The organism is Photobacterium sp. DNB23_23_1 (assembly GCF_052873815.1).
The window spans coordinates 1-16,727 of the sequence record NZ_JBNNXT010000026.1 but is presented as its reverse complement, the minus strand read 5'-3'; the positions used below and the strand labels follow the sequence as shown (position 1 = coordinate 16,727).

Here is a 16,727-nt window from a genome sequence, read left to right as displayed (position 1 = left end):
TCACATCCTCAATTGAATCTCCTGGTACTACCATAAACCAAAATCAAACAAATAAACAACCGTTCTAAATCAAAAAAACAAACCAAACAAAAAAACCAATTAAAAACAGAAGCTTGAGTCAAAAATCATTTTCACAACCTAATACACCTCACAAAAAACGAGTAAGAAGCTTAACTAAAACAAGAGGTGAATGTATAACTGGTACCACCAATAACAGAAAGGATTCTCTAATGAAGATGAATTACAAGCCTCGCTACCCTATTGAGGCAAAACAGAAGATAGGTATCGTTGGTGCTGGTGAAATCGTGAAGTACTGCCATTTGCCGGCGTACAGAATGGCTAACTTTGAAGTAACAGCCATTTCGGACCTTGATCATGAGAAAGCGAAAAGGCTCGCTGAGGAGTTTTGTATACCAAATGTTTGCAAAACCTCAGCAGAGTTAGCGGCTTTGGATTGTGTCGACATAATAGATATCGCAACGCCTGCTGAGGTGACTCCGAGCATAGTAGAGTTGGCCTGCATCCACTCAAAGCACGTGCTTTGCCAAAAACCATTAGCCTTGGATGTCGCTCAAGCAAGGTTGATGGACATCATGCTTAAAGAGTGCAACCTCAAAGGTGCGGTTAATCATCAGATGCGCTACTCACCGTCTGTCAATGCAGCGAGGGATTTGATTCAGCGAGGTGAATTAGGCGAGTTGAGCCACCTAAGTATCGATGTGAATGTCAGACAACCATGGGAAGAATGGACCTTTTGGCACAACACTCCAAACTACAATATGTGGGGTCACACCATTCATTATTTCGACACCCTGCGTTACTTACTCGATAAAACACCTACTTTCATCTATACCCAAGCCACCTCAGGTTTTGAACGAGGGATTGGGGAAGACCATATCAAAGATTACTCTTTCCTAGACTTTGGCAATAGACTCAAAGCCCAAGTTGATGTCAATCATGACAATCGATACCCAATGGAAGATTGGAAAGCTGGCTTCAGAGTCGAAGGCAGTAAAGGCGTTATAAATGCCACCAATGGTGCTCTGCATAACTACCCCCACGGTAAAGAAGATGAAATTGCCTTCTTAAATTGCGAAGAAAAGATCTGGCACAAACCAAAACTAGAAGGTCGTTGGTTCCCACACGCATTTATGGGAACTATGGGTGAGCTAATGCTAGCTATCGACAAAGATACCCAAGCCAATAACTCCATTGAAGATGGAATCGACACTATCCGAATGGTGGAAGCTGCGGTCAAATCAATCAACGAAAATCGTCCCGTTTATCTAGAAGAAATCTAAGGAGCAAGTTATGAATCAACCTCAGCGATTAGGCTCAGTCGTAGAGATTCGACCAGAGTGCATTGACGAGTACTGTCGACTGCATACGGATACCTGGCCTGAAGTACTGGCTCAGAACAGTGACAGTAATCTTCGTAACTACAGTATCTTCCTGCGCAAGCTACCAGACGGAAAAGACTACCTATTTAGTTACGTGGAATATTGGGGGAAAGATTTTGAAGCTGACATGAAGCGCATGTCAGAGAACAAGACCGTCATTAAATGGTGGGATAAATGTAAGCCAATGCATATCCCCTTCAAGGATAGAGAAGAAGGTGAATGGTGGGCAGGTATGAAAAGTGTATTTTTCCAAGAATAATCCAATAACTTAGAATAGAGATTTTGTTATGATTACAGCATTAACTGGGATAGCATTACATGCTATCGGTGCCGCATCATCGGCAAGTAGTATTGTACCGGGTAAATTTGTAAAAGGTTGGCAATGGGATGTCTACTGGGTTGGCTTTGCTCTAGTTTCCTTATTCTTCCTTCCAATTATTGTTGCTAGCCTTACAATACCTGAAGTTCGCATGATTATCGCTATGGCCGACACCAAGACTATATTGCTGACAGTTGGACTTGGTTTCATCTATGGCTTCGGCGGATACGGTTTTGGATTAGCATGTAGAATGCTTGGTTTTTCAATGACCTACGCAATCTCCATCGGCTTCAGTGCGACTGTAGGAACCATTATCCCGCCACTAGTAATGGGTGGTGAGCAACTTCACAAACTTCTATACACCACACAAGGTGTCTATATTTTCTCGGCACTATTGATCGCAATCGTAGGTATGTTCCTGGTGGGTAAAGCTGGTTACGGACGTGAACTGCATGAGAATCAACAATCAGGAGACGCAACATCAGCTAAAAACAGCAAGATCGTTAAAGGTATATTTGTTGCTCTAGGTGCTGGCTTTCTATCGGCTTGTTATGGATTTGCGTTGCATGCTGGCGAGCCAATGGCAGCACAAGCTGTTGATATGGGGGCAAACCCACTGCTACGAGTGAACGTTATCTTTGTATTGGCTAATAGTGGTGCATTGATTTCAAACTTGATAATCTGCTACTTCTTGATTCGTCGCCAAAACAACTTTACACAGTTCTTCGACAAAGAAAATAAGGCACTAAGACGTAACTATATCCTTGCGATTGTTGGTGGCGCAGCTTGGTACTTCCAGTTTTTCTTCTACGGTATCGCTGAGCACTTTATGGAAGACTTCTCAGTAGCATCATGGGCCATCCACATGATTATGCTGATTATCTTTGCTCAAATTTGGGGTATCTATTTCAAAGAATGGAAATCCTCACCAAAGCCTGTGAAGCGCAACCTATACAATGGCCTGGCTGTATTAACCTTCTCAGTTCTAATCGTCGCATATGGTAATTTTGTGACTATGTAAGGTTTAGAGATAAAGCTCTACAATGCAAAGCGTTGACTAGAGTCGACGGCAAAGCCGTCGAATATTCAAGATAGCATTGGTATTAGAAGACATTAATACCAATGCTATTTTCTGTTAGAATTTAACAAATTATGAATTAGAGTCTGATCAGTATGGAAAAAAAACTAACTGCAGCTGATGAAATCATCCAAGATATTGCAGAGCAGATTATCAACAAGAAGTATCATCCAAAAGATAAACTTCCTAACGAACGTGACCTTGCTGAACAGTACGGTGTTTCCAGAGGTCGTATCCGTGAAGCACTAAGAGGCCTATCAACCGCTGGCCTCATTGAAATTCGTAGCAATCAAGGCTCTTTTGTTAAAGAGTACAGTGACCGAGTCACTGGTGATGTGATGTCTTGGCTACTGCACCCACCACATACGACCTTTATCGAATTGTTCGAGGTACGTGAAATATTGGAAAAGGCAATGTATATCAAAGCCTTTGAACAGTGCAATGGACTAGATTTTGAAAAGATCGAGAAGGCATATGAACAGCTAACCCTGATCAACCCTAAAGATATCACTGCTTATGCTGACGCCCTTGACCATTGTGATAAAGTGATGGCGCGTACTACTCGCAATCCATTGTTCATCAACCTTATTGAAACCATGGTTGCTCTGCGCAGAAAAACAGTAGAGAGACTTCTAGTACAGGAAGGGAGTTCAGAGCGCAGTATAAGCCTGCGAAAAGATATTATCTCTGCATTCCGCTCTCGGAATCGAGAACAAGTAGTGAAAGCGGTAGATAGATTCTTTACAGAGTCAAAGAAACCTTTCGAAGAAGAATAGTAAAAAGCGGCCGTTTAAAACCGCTATTTTATTGTCCATGTTTCGGAATTAGAACTTATAAAAAGTGAGTGTATTATTAGCCCAAAATGCATCTTGTTGCTTATGGCTCAAACGCGACTCAGCCCAAGAGATGATAATGTCCATCATATAGTCGTAACTGGTAAATTGACTGTCAGTTGGGAAGTTGCTCGCAAACATGATTCTTTCTGGGCCAAAGCACTCCAAAACCCAATCAAAAACATTAAACGCTATGTCTTCATTCCAATCAGGAATCATTGTTCCAAGACCGCCTAACTTACAATGAACATGCTCACACTGTGAAAGCACTTTAATACCATTTCGCCATTGCTCTAGGTTTGCTTCATCTGCTGATGGCATACCTGTATGTTCAAGAACAACGGGTATTTCAGGGTGAGCATTAGCCAATCTAGCGAAATCTTCCATCTGATGCCCAAAGCACATAAGTTCGAAGATCAATCCATGTTTTCCGAGGAGCGGATAATTGTCTTTCCACAGAGGGTTATCTAGATAATTTTGGTCTGCCCAGCAGAGTTCTGGCCTTCCTTCGACATAGTTAAGCATATGCCTCACTCCCCTAAAACGAGGAGAGCGTTTATGCTCATTCAACAAACAAGTAAGGTTTTCATTAGCCAGATTAGCTGAGCCAAGGATCACGAAAGGAAAACTGGTCTCAAGAGAATCGAGCCAACGAGTTTCCGATGTTGGCTTCGCAGAATCGTATCCTGCTTCAATATGTACAGCACCACTTAGCTCATAACTTTTAGCGTCACTATCCAGATCTACAGGTAAATAGTTATTGGCTAGTCTTTGCGCTTCTTGTTGATCTCTTGCTTGGTTATCACCGTTTAACCAAGGATAGAGGTGGTTATCTAAATCCCACCAATGGACATGCGCATCTACTATCTTTAATTTCAACATCTAAATCATCCCCACAAAATAACTGGTACCACCAAGAAATATCTCATATATAAAAAATCAATAATGAGAGGTGCATTGCAAGGATAATAATCAGATAAAACTGGTACTACCAAATGATAAGGAGCCGTTATTTTTAGTTTATAAAATTGAATCTGACCTGCTCCCCGCTCACTAATGCACCCAAAGATTATTGGTGTATTGCATCCATATAAGTAGGAACTCTGGTGGCATAAGAAATTGGTATGGCAAACACAGATTAACAGGATGTGAATGAGCTTTTGATCTAGATTATTAAGGGGCAATAACAAGTTAGCTCAAAAATAGATTAAGCGCCCCAACAACCCAATAATGTAACAGAATCTTCGTTGAACAAAGGGCTCTTTATACCGATGACGAAAGCGGATTCGACTTTAAATAATCGATCAGTGCCCTGACCTTCTTCGGCATCAGAGCTTTGTGCTGGTAAACCGCATAAAGCGACACCGTAACACCATGCAACTCAGGTAGTATTCCGGCAGTTTGCCCTGATTTCAGCTCATTCTCAATCACAAAGCTTGGCATTATGGCAAAGCCTTCGCCTGTCAGAACAAAGTTATGCTCAATGTCTTGAAGAAAATAAGGCCATGCTAGGCCAAGTTGCCAGCAACGCATAATTGGTAAAATAGCACGCTAAGACACCATGAGGTATCGATGATCGACTCGCATTTAACAGACATCGATACCGAGTGTGCACATCACCAAACTTTTCATACATTTAACGGCATTAATGCCGATTTTGGCTACACTTTAGGCATCATAACAACAAAAAAGGGTAGCCCATGGAAAGCCAGAATCCCCTTCCCTACTCCGATCCCAAACAGGCTGCCCATTCATTACTTGGCATAGTGAAAGAGCTCGCTAACGAAATCACCCCAGACAATTTCGATAGCAATTCCGTCCATCTTGACAGCAAGCTCGACCAAGATCTGGGCCTCGACAGCTTAGCCAGAGCCGAACTGCTCCAACGCACCGAACAGCAGTTTGCCCTTTCACTTCCCACGCAGACACTGGCAGAAATCGAAACTCCCCGCGACTTGCTCAATGCTATCTTCAATGCCGAACAGCACCCAGCGGCGGTAAAATCCTCGGCAGAAAGAATTGAGTTGCCTTCAGCCTCCAATTACCCCGATCACGTAACGACACTGCAAGATCTGCTGCGATGGCATGTCGATCAACACGGTGATCGTCCACATTTGTATGTATATCAAGACGCGGACAATGTCGAATCCATTAGTTACCACACTCTCTATCAGCAGGCGAAGATCATCGCCTGTCGGCTGCAAGATCTCGGTATCGGCCCTGGTGATACCGTAGCGATCATGCTGCCCACCTGTAACGCCTATTTTTATTGTTTCTTTGGGATTTTATTATCGAGAGCAATCCCGGTACCGATCTACCCACCAGCAAGGCCATCGCAAATTGAGGATCACTTGATCAGGCATAGCAAAATTTTACAGAATGCCGAAACCAAATTACTGATCACAGTCGAACAAGCCAAAGGGTTATCTACCCTGCTCAAACTGCATGTGCCTGCATTGCAGCATATTGTCACCACCGAAGAGATTGAAAGCCTGTCGGCTGAATCCGTCACATCCGAGCAGCAACACATAGGCCAAGCGCAACCTGATGACATTGCCTTTTTGCAATACACGTCCGGCAGTACCGGTATTCCCAAGGGGGTGAAACTCACTCATGCCAACCTACTTGCCAATATTCGGGCGATGGGCAAAGCCGTCGGCGCGACCTCTGATGATGTATTCGTCAGTTGGTTGCCGGTCTACCATGACATGGGATTAATTGGCGCCTGGTTCGGCAGCCTTTATCATGCGATCCCCTTGGTGATCATGTCTCCACTTAACTTCCTGACCCAACCCAAGCGTTGGTTATGGGCACTGCACCACCACCGGGGAACCATAACTGCAGCCCCCAACTTTGCCTACGAGCTGTGTGTTAACAAGATTGCGGACGCTGACTTGGAAGGCTTGGATCTCTCCTCAGTCAGGCATTGCTGGAATGGTGCAGAGCCCATTAGTCCGGCAACAATGAAAGCATTCACCCAGCGCTACCAAGACCATGGTTTTGCCCCTGAAGCGATGACCCCCGTTTATGGACTTGCGGAATCGTCGGTCGGATTAACGTTCCCGCTCAAAACCCGCACGCCGAGGGTTGAATGGGTTGACCGCCAAACGATGATGAACTCTGGAAGAGCTGTGGTGAATTCGGGTAAAGCCGTCAACGTTGATGGAAGCGAAACGGAAATAGAGGAAAATATCAACACTTTGCTGGATCATAGCATTCCGCTTATCGGATTGGGGCACCCGTTACCGGGCCACCAGATACGCATTGTCGATAGCCAAGGGAGAGAAGTACCCGAACGACAAGAAGGTGAATTGGAATTCAAAGGCCCTTCATCAACATTGGGTTATTATCGCACCCCAGACAAAACCGCCGAGCTCTACCACGATGAATGGCTCAGAACCGGTGACCGCGGCCTAACGATGGAAGGGGAACTGTTTCTCACTGGCCGAGTCAAGGACATCATCATCAAGGCAGGCCGTAACATCTATCCACAAGAGCTAGAGTCAGCCGTCAGCCAGCTTGACGGGATCCGCAAAGGCTGTATTGCGGTATTTGCCAGTGCTAATCCCAAAACAGGCACCGAGCAACTGGTGGTGTTGGCCGAAACCAAACTTGAAGATGAACAAAAAAAGCAGCAGCTAAGAGATGAGATACAAAACCTGTCATTCAACCTATTAGGGATCCCCACTGATGTAGTCGAGCTCTGCCCTCCCCATACCGTACCCAAAACCTCCAGTGGCAAAATCCGTCGCTCGGCATGTAAAACCCTGTTTGAGGAAAACAAACTCAATGCCCCGCAACGCGCCGTATGGTGGCAAGCGACCCGCTTATTCATGTCCAGCGCCAAGCCTGCATTCGTCCGCTTCCGGCGATTGGCTGCAGACTGGGGCTTTGCCTGCTATATGTGGCTTATCATGGCATTATTAGCACCACCCGTTTGGGTACTGGTCGCGCTGTTACCGACACAATCAGCTTGCTGGTCAGTTGCCCGCTGGGGTGCCCGCTCACTCATCAAGCTAACCGGCACCAATCTGACAATAGACGGCATTGAGCATATCCCTACCGATGGATCGCCATATCTGGTTATCGTCAACCATGCCAGTTATCTCGACGGCCTAGTGCTGTTGGCTGCGACAGGTAAAGAGCACCAGTTTGTCGCCAAATCTGAGCTCAAAGGCAATGTTTTTGCCCGTACTTTCCTTGAGAAATTGGGCACCCATTTTGTCGAGCGTTTCGACACCCAAAAAAGCCTCACCGATAGCCGACAGTTAACCGCGTTTGCCGATAGCCCAAGGCCGCTGACGATTTTTCCCGAAGGAACATTATATCGAATGGCTGGCCTGCATGACTTTCATCTTGGTGCATTTCAAATCGCGGTCGAAAAGCAGATCCCAATACTGCCCATCACACTCAAAGGTACCCGCTCCATTTTAAGGGATAAATCACTCTTTCCCCGCAAAGGAGATATCGACGTTATTATCAGCCCACTGATTAAACCTAACGGCAGTGATTGGCAGGCCACACTGGCACTACGTAATACCGCACGGAAAGTCATGTTAGAAAACAGTGGCGAACCTGATTTGGCAAGAGAGAATACACGGTAGCTTGAACCGACTTATCCAGTAATGGTATCGCAAATAAAAGCAACCGCGTCGAAGCCACTATGACCCGTAGTATTAGCAACAGACTTCACGTTATATAGGGTAAAAGACAGAATAATTCAATTAGTTGACGCCATAGTGACAGAAATACTGAAAATGAATTACAAATTTGAATAATAGTTCGCAAAATTATTCACTGTTTTTGTCTATTCATGATAACGATCAACAAACCGCCAACAATTCAGCCGACAGGCTGGTCACACCCTCACAACGGTGATATTACAGTGCATGTCTTTTATTTCTGCCACATTGGCACAAATTTTGTGCCACACGACATAGAGAAATAAAACGCATAATAGCAAAGCTGACAAGAAGTCAGTTCAAAATATAAGGAGTGTTATTCATGTTGTGCCCAGATTGCAAACAACCAATGGTGAAGGCTAAGGAAAATCAGAATCATTGTGTTGAACTTAATTGCCCGCCAACCCGAACTCATTGCCCAGAGTGTGACTCTGAAAACACCCAGATCATTAACAAGAGCATCAGCGATGCCAAGGTCTGCTGCGGTGATTGCCAGGCAACTTGGGTGATATCAAGAAGCCACTAAAGATGAAATAAGAAATGGCTGTACGCAGACAGCCATTTCCTTGCTCACATTACAGTGAGCTTAAAGATGAGGGCGGCAACGAACTCCTTCAATGCCGCCTGTTCTGCTTTATTCAACCGCGTATAAATCCGTACTTCAGTCTCACCATCAAATATCAAGCCATCGGTAACCTCAGCATACTAGCTGAAAACAGAGTCATGGTAGGGCTACGCCGCTTCGAAATGATCCGTGCGCTGGAGAACTAAGCCCCATAAGCATCGTTGAAGCGAAAAGGATTCTTTATGCGCCCCCGCCCATTACAAAAAGGAAATAGAATATATTATTACCACTTGTTATATAAAAGTTATGTAATTTAAGGCACAATCAAGGGTATGAAAATATTGCGAATATAATGAGAGAGTAATGAAATTACAGCAACTGCGTTACCTCAAGGCGGTAATAGACAACAACCTAAATATCTCGGTTGCTGCCAATTCCCTCTTTACCACCCAGCCGGGCGTCAGCAAGCAGATTAGATTGCTTGAATCAGAGTTGGGCGTCAAAATTTTTGAGCGCAAAGGCAAATCTATCAGTACGGTCACGCCTATCGGTAAGCAAATCATCGATGAAGCGATCGACATGCTAGAAAAAGAGAGCCGCATCAAGACTATTGTTCGCGATCACATCAAGCCGGAAGAAGGCTTTTTGAACATTTACACCACCAATACCATTGCCCGCTACCTCATTCCTGAAGCGGTAGAACGGTTTGTTAAGCGCTACCCAAAAATCAAATTCCACATTGGCACTTCGCAACTCGACAAATATGGTCATATTTTGAAACGTGGCCAATCTGACTTCTCGATACTGGCGCAAAACGTCGAGCGGGAAAAAGACATCATTGTACTGCCGGCTTATAAATGGAACCTGAGCCTGATCGTACCCAAAGATCACCCACTGGCTAATGACAGCGATATCTCAATCGAGAAAATTGGGGCTTACCCGCTGATCAGCTACGAGCCGGGGTCAACCGGGCGATCGTCACAAGATAAAGCCTTCAAGGAAAAAGGGATCACACCGTATTACTTCATGACGGTGATGGACGTCGAGGTCATTAAGAAGTACGTAAACCTGGGTTACGGTATCGGTATAATTGCCCAAGTTGCCGCCCAAGATGTGGTCGATGAAAACTTGGTCAGTATTCCACTTAACGATATTATCCCTGCATGTGATGCATGGCTATGCTACAGCCGTAACTTGTTTTTGCAAAAATACATGTTGGATTTCATTGAGTTATTCTGTCCTCACCTCACCCGTGAAGTAATGGAAGATATTGCCCATTGTTCTGACAATGAGATTGTCAAGATTGCTGAAAACTTTGATTTGCCAGAGTATTAATGAACCATAGAAGCTGATATCATTCTTCCGTCTTTTTGATATTCTCACCAACAAAAAGATGGAAGTAAAAAAACACCACCCCTTAATAACATTTAAACATTTCTAACGATCCCCCTCCTTTTAATAAAACAATTTAACATTTCACCTTTATCGAATCACCATCAAATAAAAGCTATCCGTTTTTCCCTATTCTGTATCACAACCAGATACGTAATAGAAATAAGTTGTATGAGTCGATATAGAAGAGGTCAGATACAGTTGTAATGCTTTTCACTATTATTGTGATCTAAAGCATTTGTAGGCCTTAATATCAGGAATGAAACTGAAATGAGGGAACGAGTATGTCAATTAGTATGGCTGAGAATAACCCCAAGCCCAAGCTATCAATATCACTAACCAATCAGATACTTATTGCGACAGCAGGCGGGATAGCCTTTGGAGCATTTGTTGGCCCATGGGCTGAAAATATTAAATTCATCGGTGACATCTTCATCCGATTGATCCAGATGTCCGTTGTATTGCTGGTAATGACAGCAGTATCCGCAGCAATAGGAAACGTTGACAGCAAAGGTGCAGGAAAAATGAGCCTGCACACTTTCAAATGGATAATATCCATGACTATTGTTTCGGCTTTTGTCGGGTTATTCCTCGCCCTAACGATTAAGCCCGGCGAAGGCATAATTATTGATGGCGCAGCGGCTGCAGTAGCAACTCCCGACGCATCCATAAAAGATACAATACTCGGCTTCTTTTCGACCAATATAGTTAGCTCCATGTCCAGTGGCGCCATGATACCTTGTATTGTCTTTGCCGTCATTTTTGGGCTTGCAATGGGTTCATATTCCCGCACGACAGGAAATACAATTATTACTGAATTTATCGTCAGTTTTAATGCCGTCATTATGAATATCATCAAGATGGTAATGAAGTTGGCTCCGATTGGTATTTTCTGCTTATTGGCCAATGTTTCTGGCGCTATCGGCTTTAAAGTCATTATCCCTATGCTTAAGTTCTTGGGCGCTCTGGCAATCGGCGACATTATTCTTCTACTCATGTATGGTCCGTTGACGGCAATGCTGACAAAAGTAAACCCTTTTAAAATGCCGAAGAAATTTGCCAAGCTGTCCATTATGTCAATGACAACGACCTCTTCAGCAATTTGCCTCCCGACCAAAATGGAAGATTCCGTCACGAAATTTGGTGTGAGCCGTAAAGTTGCTGACTTTACAGGGCCAATTACCATGTCGATGAATGCCAATGGTGCTGTAATGTGCTACGTCTTGGCTATCTTCTTCATGAGCCAGGCCACCGGTATTGTGCTAGAGCCCTTCCAGATGGGTATGGCTATCCTGCTGTCTGTATTGATGTGCATGGGCACCATTGTCGTACCTGGTGGTATGATTATCGTTTATACTTTCCTCGCTAGCTCAATGGGCCTACCATTGGAAAGTGTTGCGATTCTTATCGGTATTGACTGGTTCTCAGGTATGTTCAGGACACTACTTAACAATGTTGTTGATGTCATGATTGGCATGCTTGTTTCTGACAAACTTGGTGAGTTTGACCGCGATGTCTATAACGATGAGAAAAAAGCAGAATATGTACAAGTATAAGTCGTTTTAAGACAATATATTAAAATCGCTAAGCCAGTAAGTTATTCTTACTGGCATTTTTATATCCATAACCATATTATTAACCCTTTCCAGTCTAATAAACACCTACCATTTAAACTTATATTTACTCTCTTATAGATCGAAGTTCCTAGATATAAAAATCAAGCAAGTTAATTAACTAAAAATAAACCGATAACCTATTCCATATCCAATGATATCAAGGCTAACAACGTTATGGTTTGCCCTTAGGTTTGACTTTGTTATTTTCTGATTCAGTTTTATTTCAAGCTTGCGATTGCTTACTATCACCAGCAAATAAAAAAGGTTCACCGTGGATTAGCGGAACTGAAAAAGGTAGCACATGATATGTGCTATATGCCAAACACAGCCTATACAAACTTCCGTTTTCATGTCGAACCATACTTTCCTATCTTCTTTCTGCAAATGGTTTCTGGCCGTGAAGTCTTGTAAAACTCAATCCCTCATCACTATCACCTTACAACGAAAACCAATCAGGATAAGTAGTTTATCAAGTATTTACACTGGGAAAATTATTGTTATCAAGGTAGATGTTGCAGTAACTAGTGGCTCTAATTACAAAATATCTAACGTAACGAACAGCGATTTTAACCTGCAAGGCTGATCAAATATTTATGTAGGTTGGTATAAGGTCTACTTCCAAATGTTCGTCGGATACGGAAATCAAGTTGTACATGATTATTTGTGGTGGGATATCAAAGGAGCCATGATATTGGGTCATCATGTTGTGTTAGCTGTGCAAACTCGAAGAATTAAATGCACTAAATGAGAAGTCAAACAGAAGCTACCTCCTGACTAGAGCCATATGCTCGCCTCACCAATCGTTTACTAAGTTATATTACACAAGGATACAGTCACGAAAGACTTTGCTCGAAAAAAAAGGCAGCCGATGGCTGCCCTACTATTATGATTCTTTCAACCGTCGCTTACACTGTGACAAAGTCACCCTGGAATGGGTTAATAACCCCCGTCTCAAGATCATAGACAACCTGACCTCGCAGCAGTGTCTTGGCAACTTGTGCGCCAATATTACGACCTTCATATGCACTGAATTTATTACGGTATTCCAGATCATCTGCGGTTAGTACATAGGATGAATCCGGTTTAATCATGACGATGTCGGCATCTTTACCAATCGCAATTCGCCCTTTATTCTCTAAACCAAATAAATCTGCTGGGTTGGTAGCCATCAGCTTAGCGAATTGAGTCAACGTCATGCCACGCTTTTGAACCCCTTCGTCAAACATAATATCAACACTGTTCTGCAGTGAAGAGATCCCGCCCCAGGCGTCGAAAATTCCACCTTCTTTTAGATCGGGTGTGCATGGTGAGTGATCTGACGTAATAAAATCAATTTCACCATTCAGAAGCTTAGTCCACATACGATTCTGATTGTCCTTGTTACGGATCGGCGGTGAACACTTCGCCTTGGTACCGATTTCTTCGAACTGGTCATCATCTAGGGCAAAGTAATGGCCGCACGACTCACACGTCACATCCTGACCTTCGTTGCGTGCCTTGGTGACTTCCTCAATCGCTTCAGGGCTGCTTAGATGGCAAAGGTGAAGCTTACAACCAGTTTCCTTCGCAAGGTAAATCGCCCGGCGCACAGCCTCGACCTCAGTGAAGACCGGGCGAGAGGCGATGTAGTCCTTAGCTGTAAGACGGCCTTCGGCCACCGCTTTCTTACCCAAGCCATCACAGATCTCTGCATTTTCCGCATGCATCAGCAATATTTTACCCAAACGCGCTAGCTCGGTCATACCTTCATACAATTGGTAATTGTTTACGTTACAGAAGTCACCTGACGTCGGATCTGGGTTGCCGCAAGTAGATACAAAGCATTTATAACCCACTACGCCTTCTTCAGCCAGTTCGTGCAAACGATCAATATTGTGCGGTACCAAACCACCCAGCGAAGCAACATCCACCGTAAGTCTTCCCTTACCGGCTTCGTACTTAATATGTAACGTTTCACGGTCAATAGTGGCAGGCACCTGATTCAATGGCATTTCAACACAGGTAGTAACCCCACCTTTTGCCGCTGCTTTCGTTGCCGTTTCATAGCCTTCCCACTCGCTGCGCGGACCGCCAGGATCGGTGATATGGACATGACCATCAACCATGCCTGGCGCAACGATCAAACCTACCGCATCAATGTATTCAGATGCCACTCCCAAATTACTGCCAATAGCGGCAATAACACCATCTTTTATCGCGACATCAGTTTCAATCGCTTCATTTTCTAAAATAACGGTACCGTTTTTAATAATTTTATCGTAGGACATGTTTCACTCCATGTTATTGGTTTAATTTAAACTATTTTCAAATAAATAATACGAATTATCGGAACGAAAGGTAGAGCTCTGGATTGCGTTTTTCGTCAAACTTCATCAGGGCAACATAGGTAACAAAGGCAACAATGACACCGGTGAACCAAGACAAGCTATTTAACGCACTTAACGACGGAATATACTGGCCCCCTAAGGAGAGTATGCAGGCAAAGATCGTGGCATAGAACGCAATGAGGTTTACGCCATTTTTGTAGTAATTAAAACTATCATCGGACACGTATAGAGAATCCAATTTTATTCTCTGCTTCATGATAATGAAGTAGTGACCAAGCATTACCCCAATCACAGGGCCGAGGATACCTCCGATGGTATTAAGGAATAAGAAGATACTTTCCTGGCTCTCCATCAATTTCCACGGGCAGATAATTACGCTGATCACCCCGGCAATCATAACCCCTTGGCGATAAGTAAGACGAGGGAACACGGCGACAAGTTGGTAACCCGCAGGGATAATATTCCCCGTCGCATTGGTTGATATTGTAGTCATCAATACAACGGTACCAGCAAAGATAACCAAGAATAAACTATCCCATTTAGCGATAATATCTAGAACGTTCCAGGTATCCGTTTCGAAATGGATACTGGCGCCAGCCAGTACACAAACACTCGAAACAGCAAACAACAGGTAAGCTACCATTAGTCCACTAAACTGACCAACTGCTTGGTCACGGAAGCTACGCGCATTTTGAGTGAAATCTGAAGCGCTCACTGCTGGAGCAGCCCACACAGCAACAATTGCATTGATAACAATAAGAAATTCAAAGAAACCAGCTTCACCCTGCTGAACCTTCGCGGGAACGTAGGCGAATATACTTTCAAAGCCTACCAAATATACCGCCCAAATTGCCATGCCGCCGAAAACAAGGTAGATACACGGATTAAGAATAGCGGTAAAACGATTAAGAATAGCGCCTCCACCAAGGCCAATGAGCATATTGATGACCCAAAACACGAGAAAAGCAATCAGCCCAGGCGCGGAAATACCGAACAAAGACCAATCACCACCGATGGCTAGAAACTCGGGCCAAATCTTGGCAATAATAATCAGTAAAGCGATAGAGCCTGCGTAATTTTGTAACCCAAACCACATAATAGCAGCAATACCGCCACGCAAAACCCCAGGAAATAGTGCGCCTTTAACTCCGTATGAAGCCCGGAGAAGCATAGAAAAAGGTACACCATATTTTGAGCCCGGCGCCCCATTGAGGATCATTGCCAACGCAATAACAGCACCACTTAACAATATTGCGGCCATAATACCGGTGGTGCTAAGGCCGAGCATAAAAAAACCACCAACAGCGACATAATTAGGTACGTTATGCACCGATCCCTGCCATAGCGTAAAATAATTTAATGCTCGCCATGTTCTCTTTTCCGTAGGCTTAGGTAATAAATCACTGTTATATCCCCTAGTTCGATATTCATCAATTAATTCCTTTGTTATATCACTCATTGTGTTTCCCTTATTATTGGACAGTAATCAATTTTATCTGGCTAAACTATACAGCGAGCTATCTCTGTTCGTATTAGAAACAAGCCACACAAATAACAATATTATTTTAATTTTGTTTATTAGAGCATAATTATATAATATGCTTTTATAGTTTTAATAATGAGATCTTTATTCAAATAATTATTAAGTAATAAACTCTTTAACTATTTATTGATGAATTCACACACATATAATCATGAATAAATATAAAAAAAACAAAAAAACACACAAAAAAAGTTAATCGCTGATTTCCAGGAAAAGGCGTTTACTTATCTGTCAAATTAAGCGACAACATCAACTAAATCATAAATGATGCGAACATTCGGGCAGTGTAATTGTGCTTCTAGGTCAAAAGCTGTGTTAATATCCATAACAACAGCTTCAATATTTTTATCGTGGCATAACGATGTCCTTTGAATATACCAAACTCATCCATAACTATTGGCCGGAACTCTTTTCACGGAACGTTGGTAACCGACTTATTAAAAAGTCGTTTGTCTATCTATTTTATTGTATATCAGTAAGCCCCTGTTATCTGGCTAATATGTCTAATTGGAATAGGTGGTAGCAATTGTTCAATATCGCTTCGTAACCGATTGGTGAGACGGGCCGAAGGCTCTAGCCATGAGATAAAGTCTGTTTTGATGCTGCATTCAGTGCATTTAATGCTTCGAATTTGCACAGCTAACACATCGGGAGTGCCCAAAATCATGGCTCCTTTGATATTCCACCACAGATAATGATAATCATGCACAACTTAAGTTTCGTATCCGCACGAACATTTGACAGTGGAGCTTAGTTGTAAGGTGACAGTGATGAGGGGTTGAGTTTTACGATATGAAAACGGTAGGTTGTATTTGGTGAAGAAGCCATATCACTTACTACCATTTTTTGAGGTTCATTACCGCTAATCCTTAATGAACCCAAAAAAACCAGCTAACCCTGAATTCAGATAATAAGTGCGACACTCATGGGAAGGTGTAAAAGAGGAAGCCAACTGCCGAAAGTGGTACGCTC

Annotated in this window: 12 protein-coding genes; 8 read left to right on the top strand and 4 right to left on the bottom strand. The window is 43.4% G+C overall.

All coding sequences use genetic code 11. The annotated features are described in order from the left end of the window. The first annotated feature begins 230 nt into the window (after positions 1-230). From ACVA53_RS15960 to ACVA53_RS15945, 4 genes are all read left to right on the top strand, one after another. The gene (locus ACVA53_RS15960) at positions 231-1,301 is read left to right on the top strand and encodes a Gfo/Idh/MocA family protein (RefSeq protein ID WP_446505620.1); all 1,071 of its coding nucleotides are present in this window, start codon (positions 231-233) and stop codon (positions 1,299-1,301) included. 10 nt (positions 1,302-1,311) lie between these two features. After that, a complete protein-coding gene (locus tag ACVA53_RS15955) occupies positions 1,312-1,659 on the top strand; it encodes an L-rhamnose mutarotase (protein WP_446505619.1) in 348 nt (115 codons plus the stop codon). A gap of 28 nt (positions 1,660-1,687) precedes the next feature. Further along, complete coding sequence (locus tag ACVA53_RS15950; protein ID WP_446505618.1) at positions 1,688-2,740, top strand: L-rhamnose/proton symporter RhaT; 1,053 nt, start codon at positions 1,688-1,690, stop codon at positions 2,738-2,740. 152 nt (positions 2,741-2,892) lie between these two features. After that, the gene (locus ACVA53_RS15945; RefSeq protein WP_446505617.1) at positions 2,893-3,573 is read left to right on the top strand and encodes a FadR/GntR family transcriptional regulator; all 681 of its coding nucleotides are present in this window, start codon (positions 2,893-2,895) and stop codon (positions 3,571-3,573) included. A gap of 48 nt (positions 3,574-3,621) precedes the next feature. Here ACVA53_RS15945 and ACVA53_RS15940 read toward each other — a convergent pair whose 3' ends face one another. Continuing rightward, positions 3,622-4,512, bottom strand: a complete 891-nt coding sequence (locus ACVA53_RS15940; protein WP_446505616.1) for an amidohydrolase family protein — start codon at positions 4,510-4,512, stop codon at positions 3,622-3,624. A gap of 381 nt (positions 4,513-4,893) precedes the next feature. Further along, a complete protein-coding gene (locus tag ACVA53_RS15935; protein ID WP_446505615.1) occupies positions 4,894-5,163 on the bottom strand; it encodes a LysR substrate-binding domain-containing protein in 270 nt (89 codons plus the stop codon). 167 nt (positions 5,164-5,330) lie between these two features. Here ACVA53_RS15935 and ACVA53_RS15930 point away from each other — a divergent pair, with 167 nt between their 5' ends. The 4 genes from ACVA53_RS15930 (at position 5,331) to ACVA53_RS15915 (ending at position 11,825) form a co-directional block, all read left to right on the top strand. Next, positions 5,331-8,234, top strand: a complete 2,904-nt coding sequence (locus ACVA53_RS15930) for an AMP-binding protein (protein WP_446505614.1) — start codon at positions 5,331-5,333, stop codon at positions 8,232-8,234. Positions 8,235-8,852: 618 nt separating this feature from the next. After that, positions 8,853-9,083, top strand: coding sequence for a hypothetical protein (locus ACVA53_RS15925; protein WP_446505613.1), 231 nt, complete (start codon positions 8,853-8,855; stop codon positions 9,081-9,083). A gap of 157 nt (positions 9,084-9,240) precedes the next feature. Then, positions 9,241-10,212 carry a LysR substrate-binding domain-containing protein gene (locus ACVA53_RS15920; RefSeq protein ID WP_446505612.1) on the top strand — a complete coding sequence of 324 codons (972 nt, stop codon included), beginning with the start codon at positions 9,241-9,243 and terminating at the stop codon, positions 10,210-10,212. Positions 10,213-10,553: 341 nt separating this feature from the next. Beyond that, on the top strand, positions 10,554-11,825 hold the full coding sequence (locus tag ACVA53_RS15915) for a dicarboxylate/amino acid:cation symporter (RefSeq protein ID WP_255043598.1): 1,272 nt from the start codon (positions 10,554-10,556) through the stop codon (positions 11,823-11,825). Positions 11,826-12,790: 965 nt separating this feature from the next. Here the strand turns inward: ACVA53_RS15915 and allB are convergent. Together allB and ACVA53_RS15905 are read right to left on the bottom strand one after the other, a co-directional pair. Then, a complete protein-coding gene (gene allB, locus ACVA53_RS15910; protein ID WP_446505611.1) occupies positions 12,791-14,152 on the bottom strand; it encodes an allantoinase AllB in 1,362 nt (453 codons plus the stop codon). A 55-nt stretch (positions 14,153-14,207) separates the two neighbouring features. Then, positions 14,208-15,671 carry an allantoin transporter gene (locus ACVA53_RS15905; RefSeq protein ID WP_446505610.1) on the bottom strand — a complete coding sequence of 488 codons (1,464 nt, stop codon included), beginning with the start codon at positions 15,669-15,671 and terminating at the stop codon, positions 14,208-14,210. Between the last annotated feature and the right edge of the window lie 1,056 nt (positions 15,672-16,727).

Bases quoted from the DNA above. Each gene is read 5' to 3' on its own strand.
- ACVA53_RS15960 (WP_446505620.1), top strand. From the start codon at position 231: ATGAAGATGAATTACAAGCCTCGCTACCCTATTGAGGCAAAACAGAAG.
- ACVA53_RS15955 (WP_446505619.1), top strand. From the start codon at position 1,312: ATGAATCAACCTCAGCGATTAGGCTCAGTCGTAGAGATTCGACCAGAG.
- ACVA53_RS15950 (WP_446505618.1), top strand. From the start codon at position 1,688: ATGATTACAGCATTAACTGGGATAGCATTACATGCTATCGGTGCCGCA.
- ACVA53_RS15945 (WP_446505617.1), top strand. From the start codon at position 2,893: ATGGAAAAAAAACTAACTGCAGCTGATGAAATCATCCAAGATATTGCA.
- ACVA53_RS15940 (WP_446505616.1), bottom strand. From the start codon at position 4,512: ATGTTGAAATTAAAGATAGTAGATGCGCATGTCCATTGGTGGGATTTA.
- ACVA53_RS15935 (WP_446505615.1), bottom strand. From the start codon at position 5,163: ATGCGTTGCTGGCAACTTGGCCTAGCATGGCCTTATTTTCTTCAAGAC.
- ACVA53_RS15930 (WP_446505614.1), top strand. From the start codon at position 5,331: ATGGAAAGCCAGAATCCCCTTCCCTACTCCGATCCCAAACAGGCTGCC.
- ACVA53_RS15925 (WP_446505613.1), top strand. From the start codon at position 8,853: ATGGCTGTACGCAGACAGCCATTTCCTTGCTCACATTACAGTGAGCTT.
- ACVA53_RS15920 (WP_446505612.1), top strand. From the start codon at position 9,241: ATGAAATTACAGCAACTGCGTTACCTCAAGGCGGTAATAGACAACAAC.
- ACVA53_RS15915 (WP_255043598.1), top strand. From the start codon at position 10,554: ATGTCAATTAGTATGGCTGAGAATAACCCCAAGCCCAAGCTATCAATA.
- allB (WP_446505611.1), bottom strand. From the start codon at position 14,152: ATGTCCTACGATAAAATTATTAAAAACGGTACCGTTATTTTAGAAAAT.
- ACVA53_RS15905 (WP_446505610.1), bottom strand. From the start codon at position 15,671: ATGAGTGATATAACAAAGGAATTAATTGATGAATATCGAACTAGGGGA.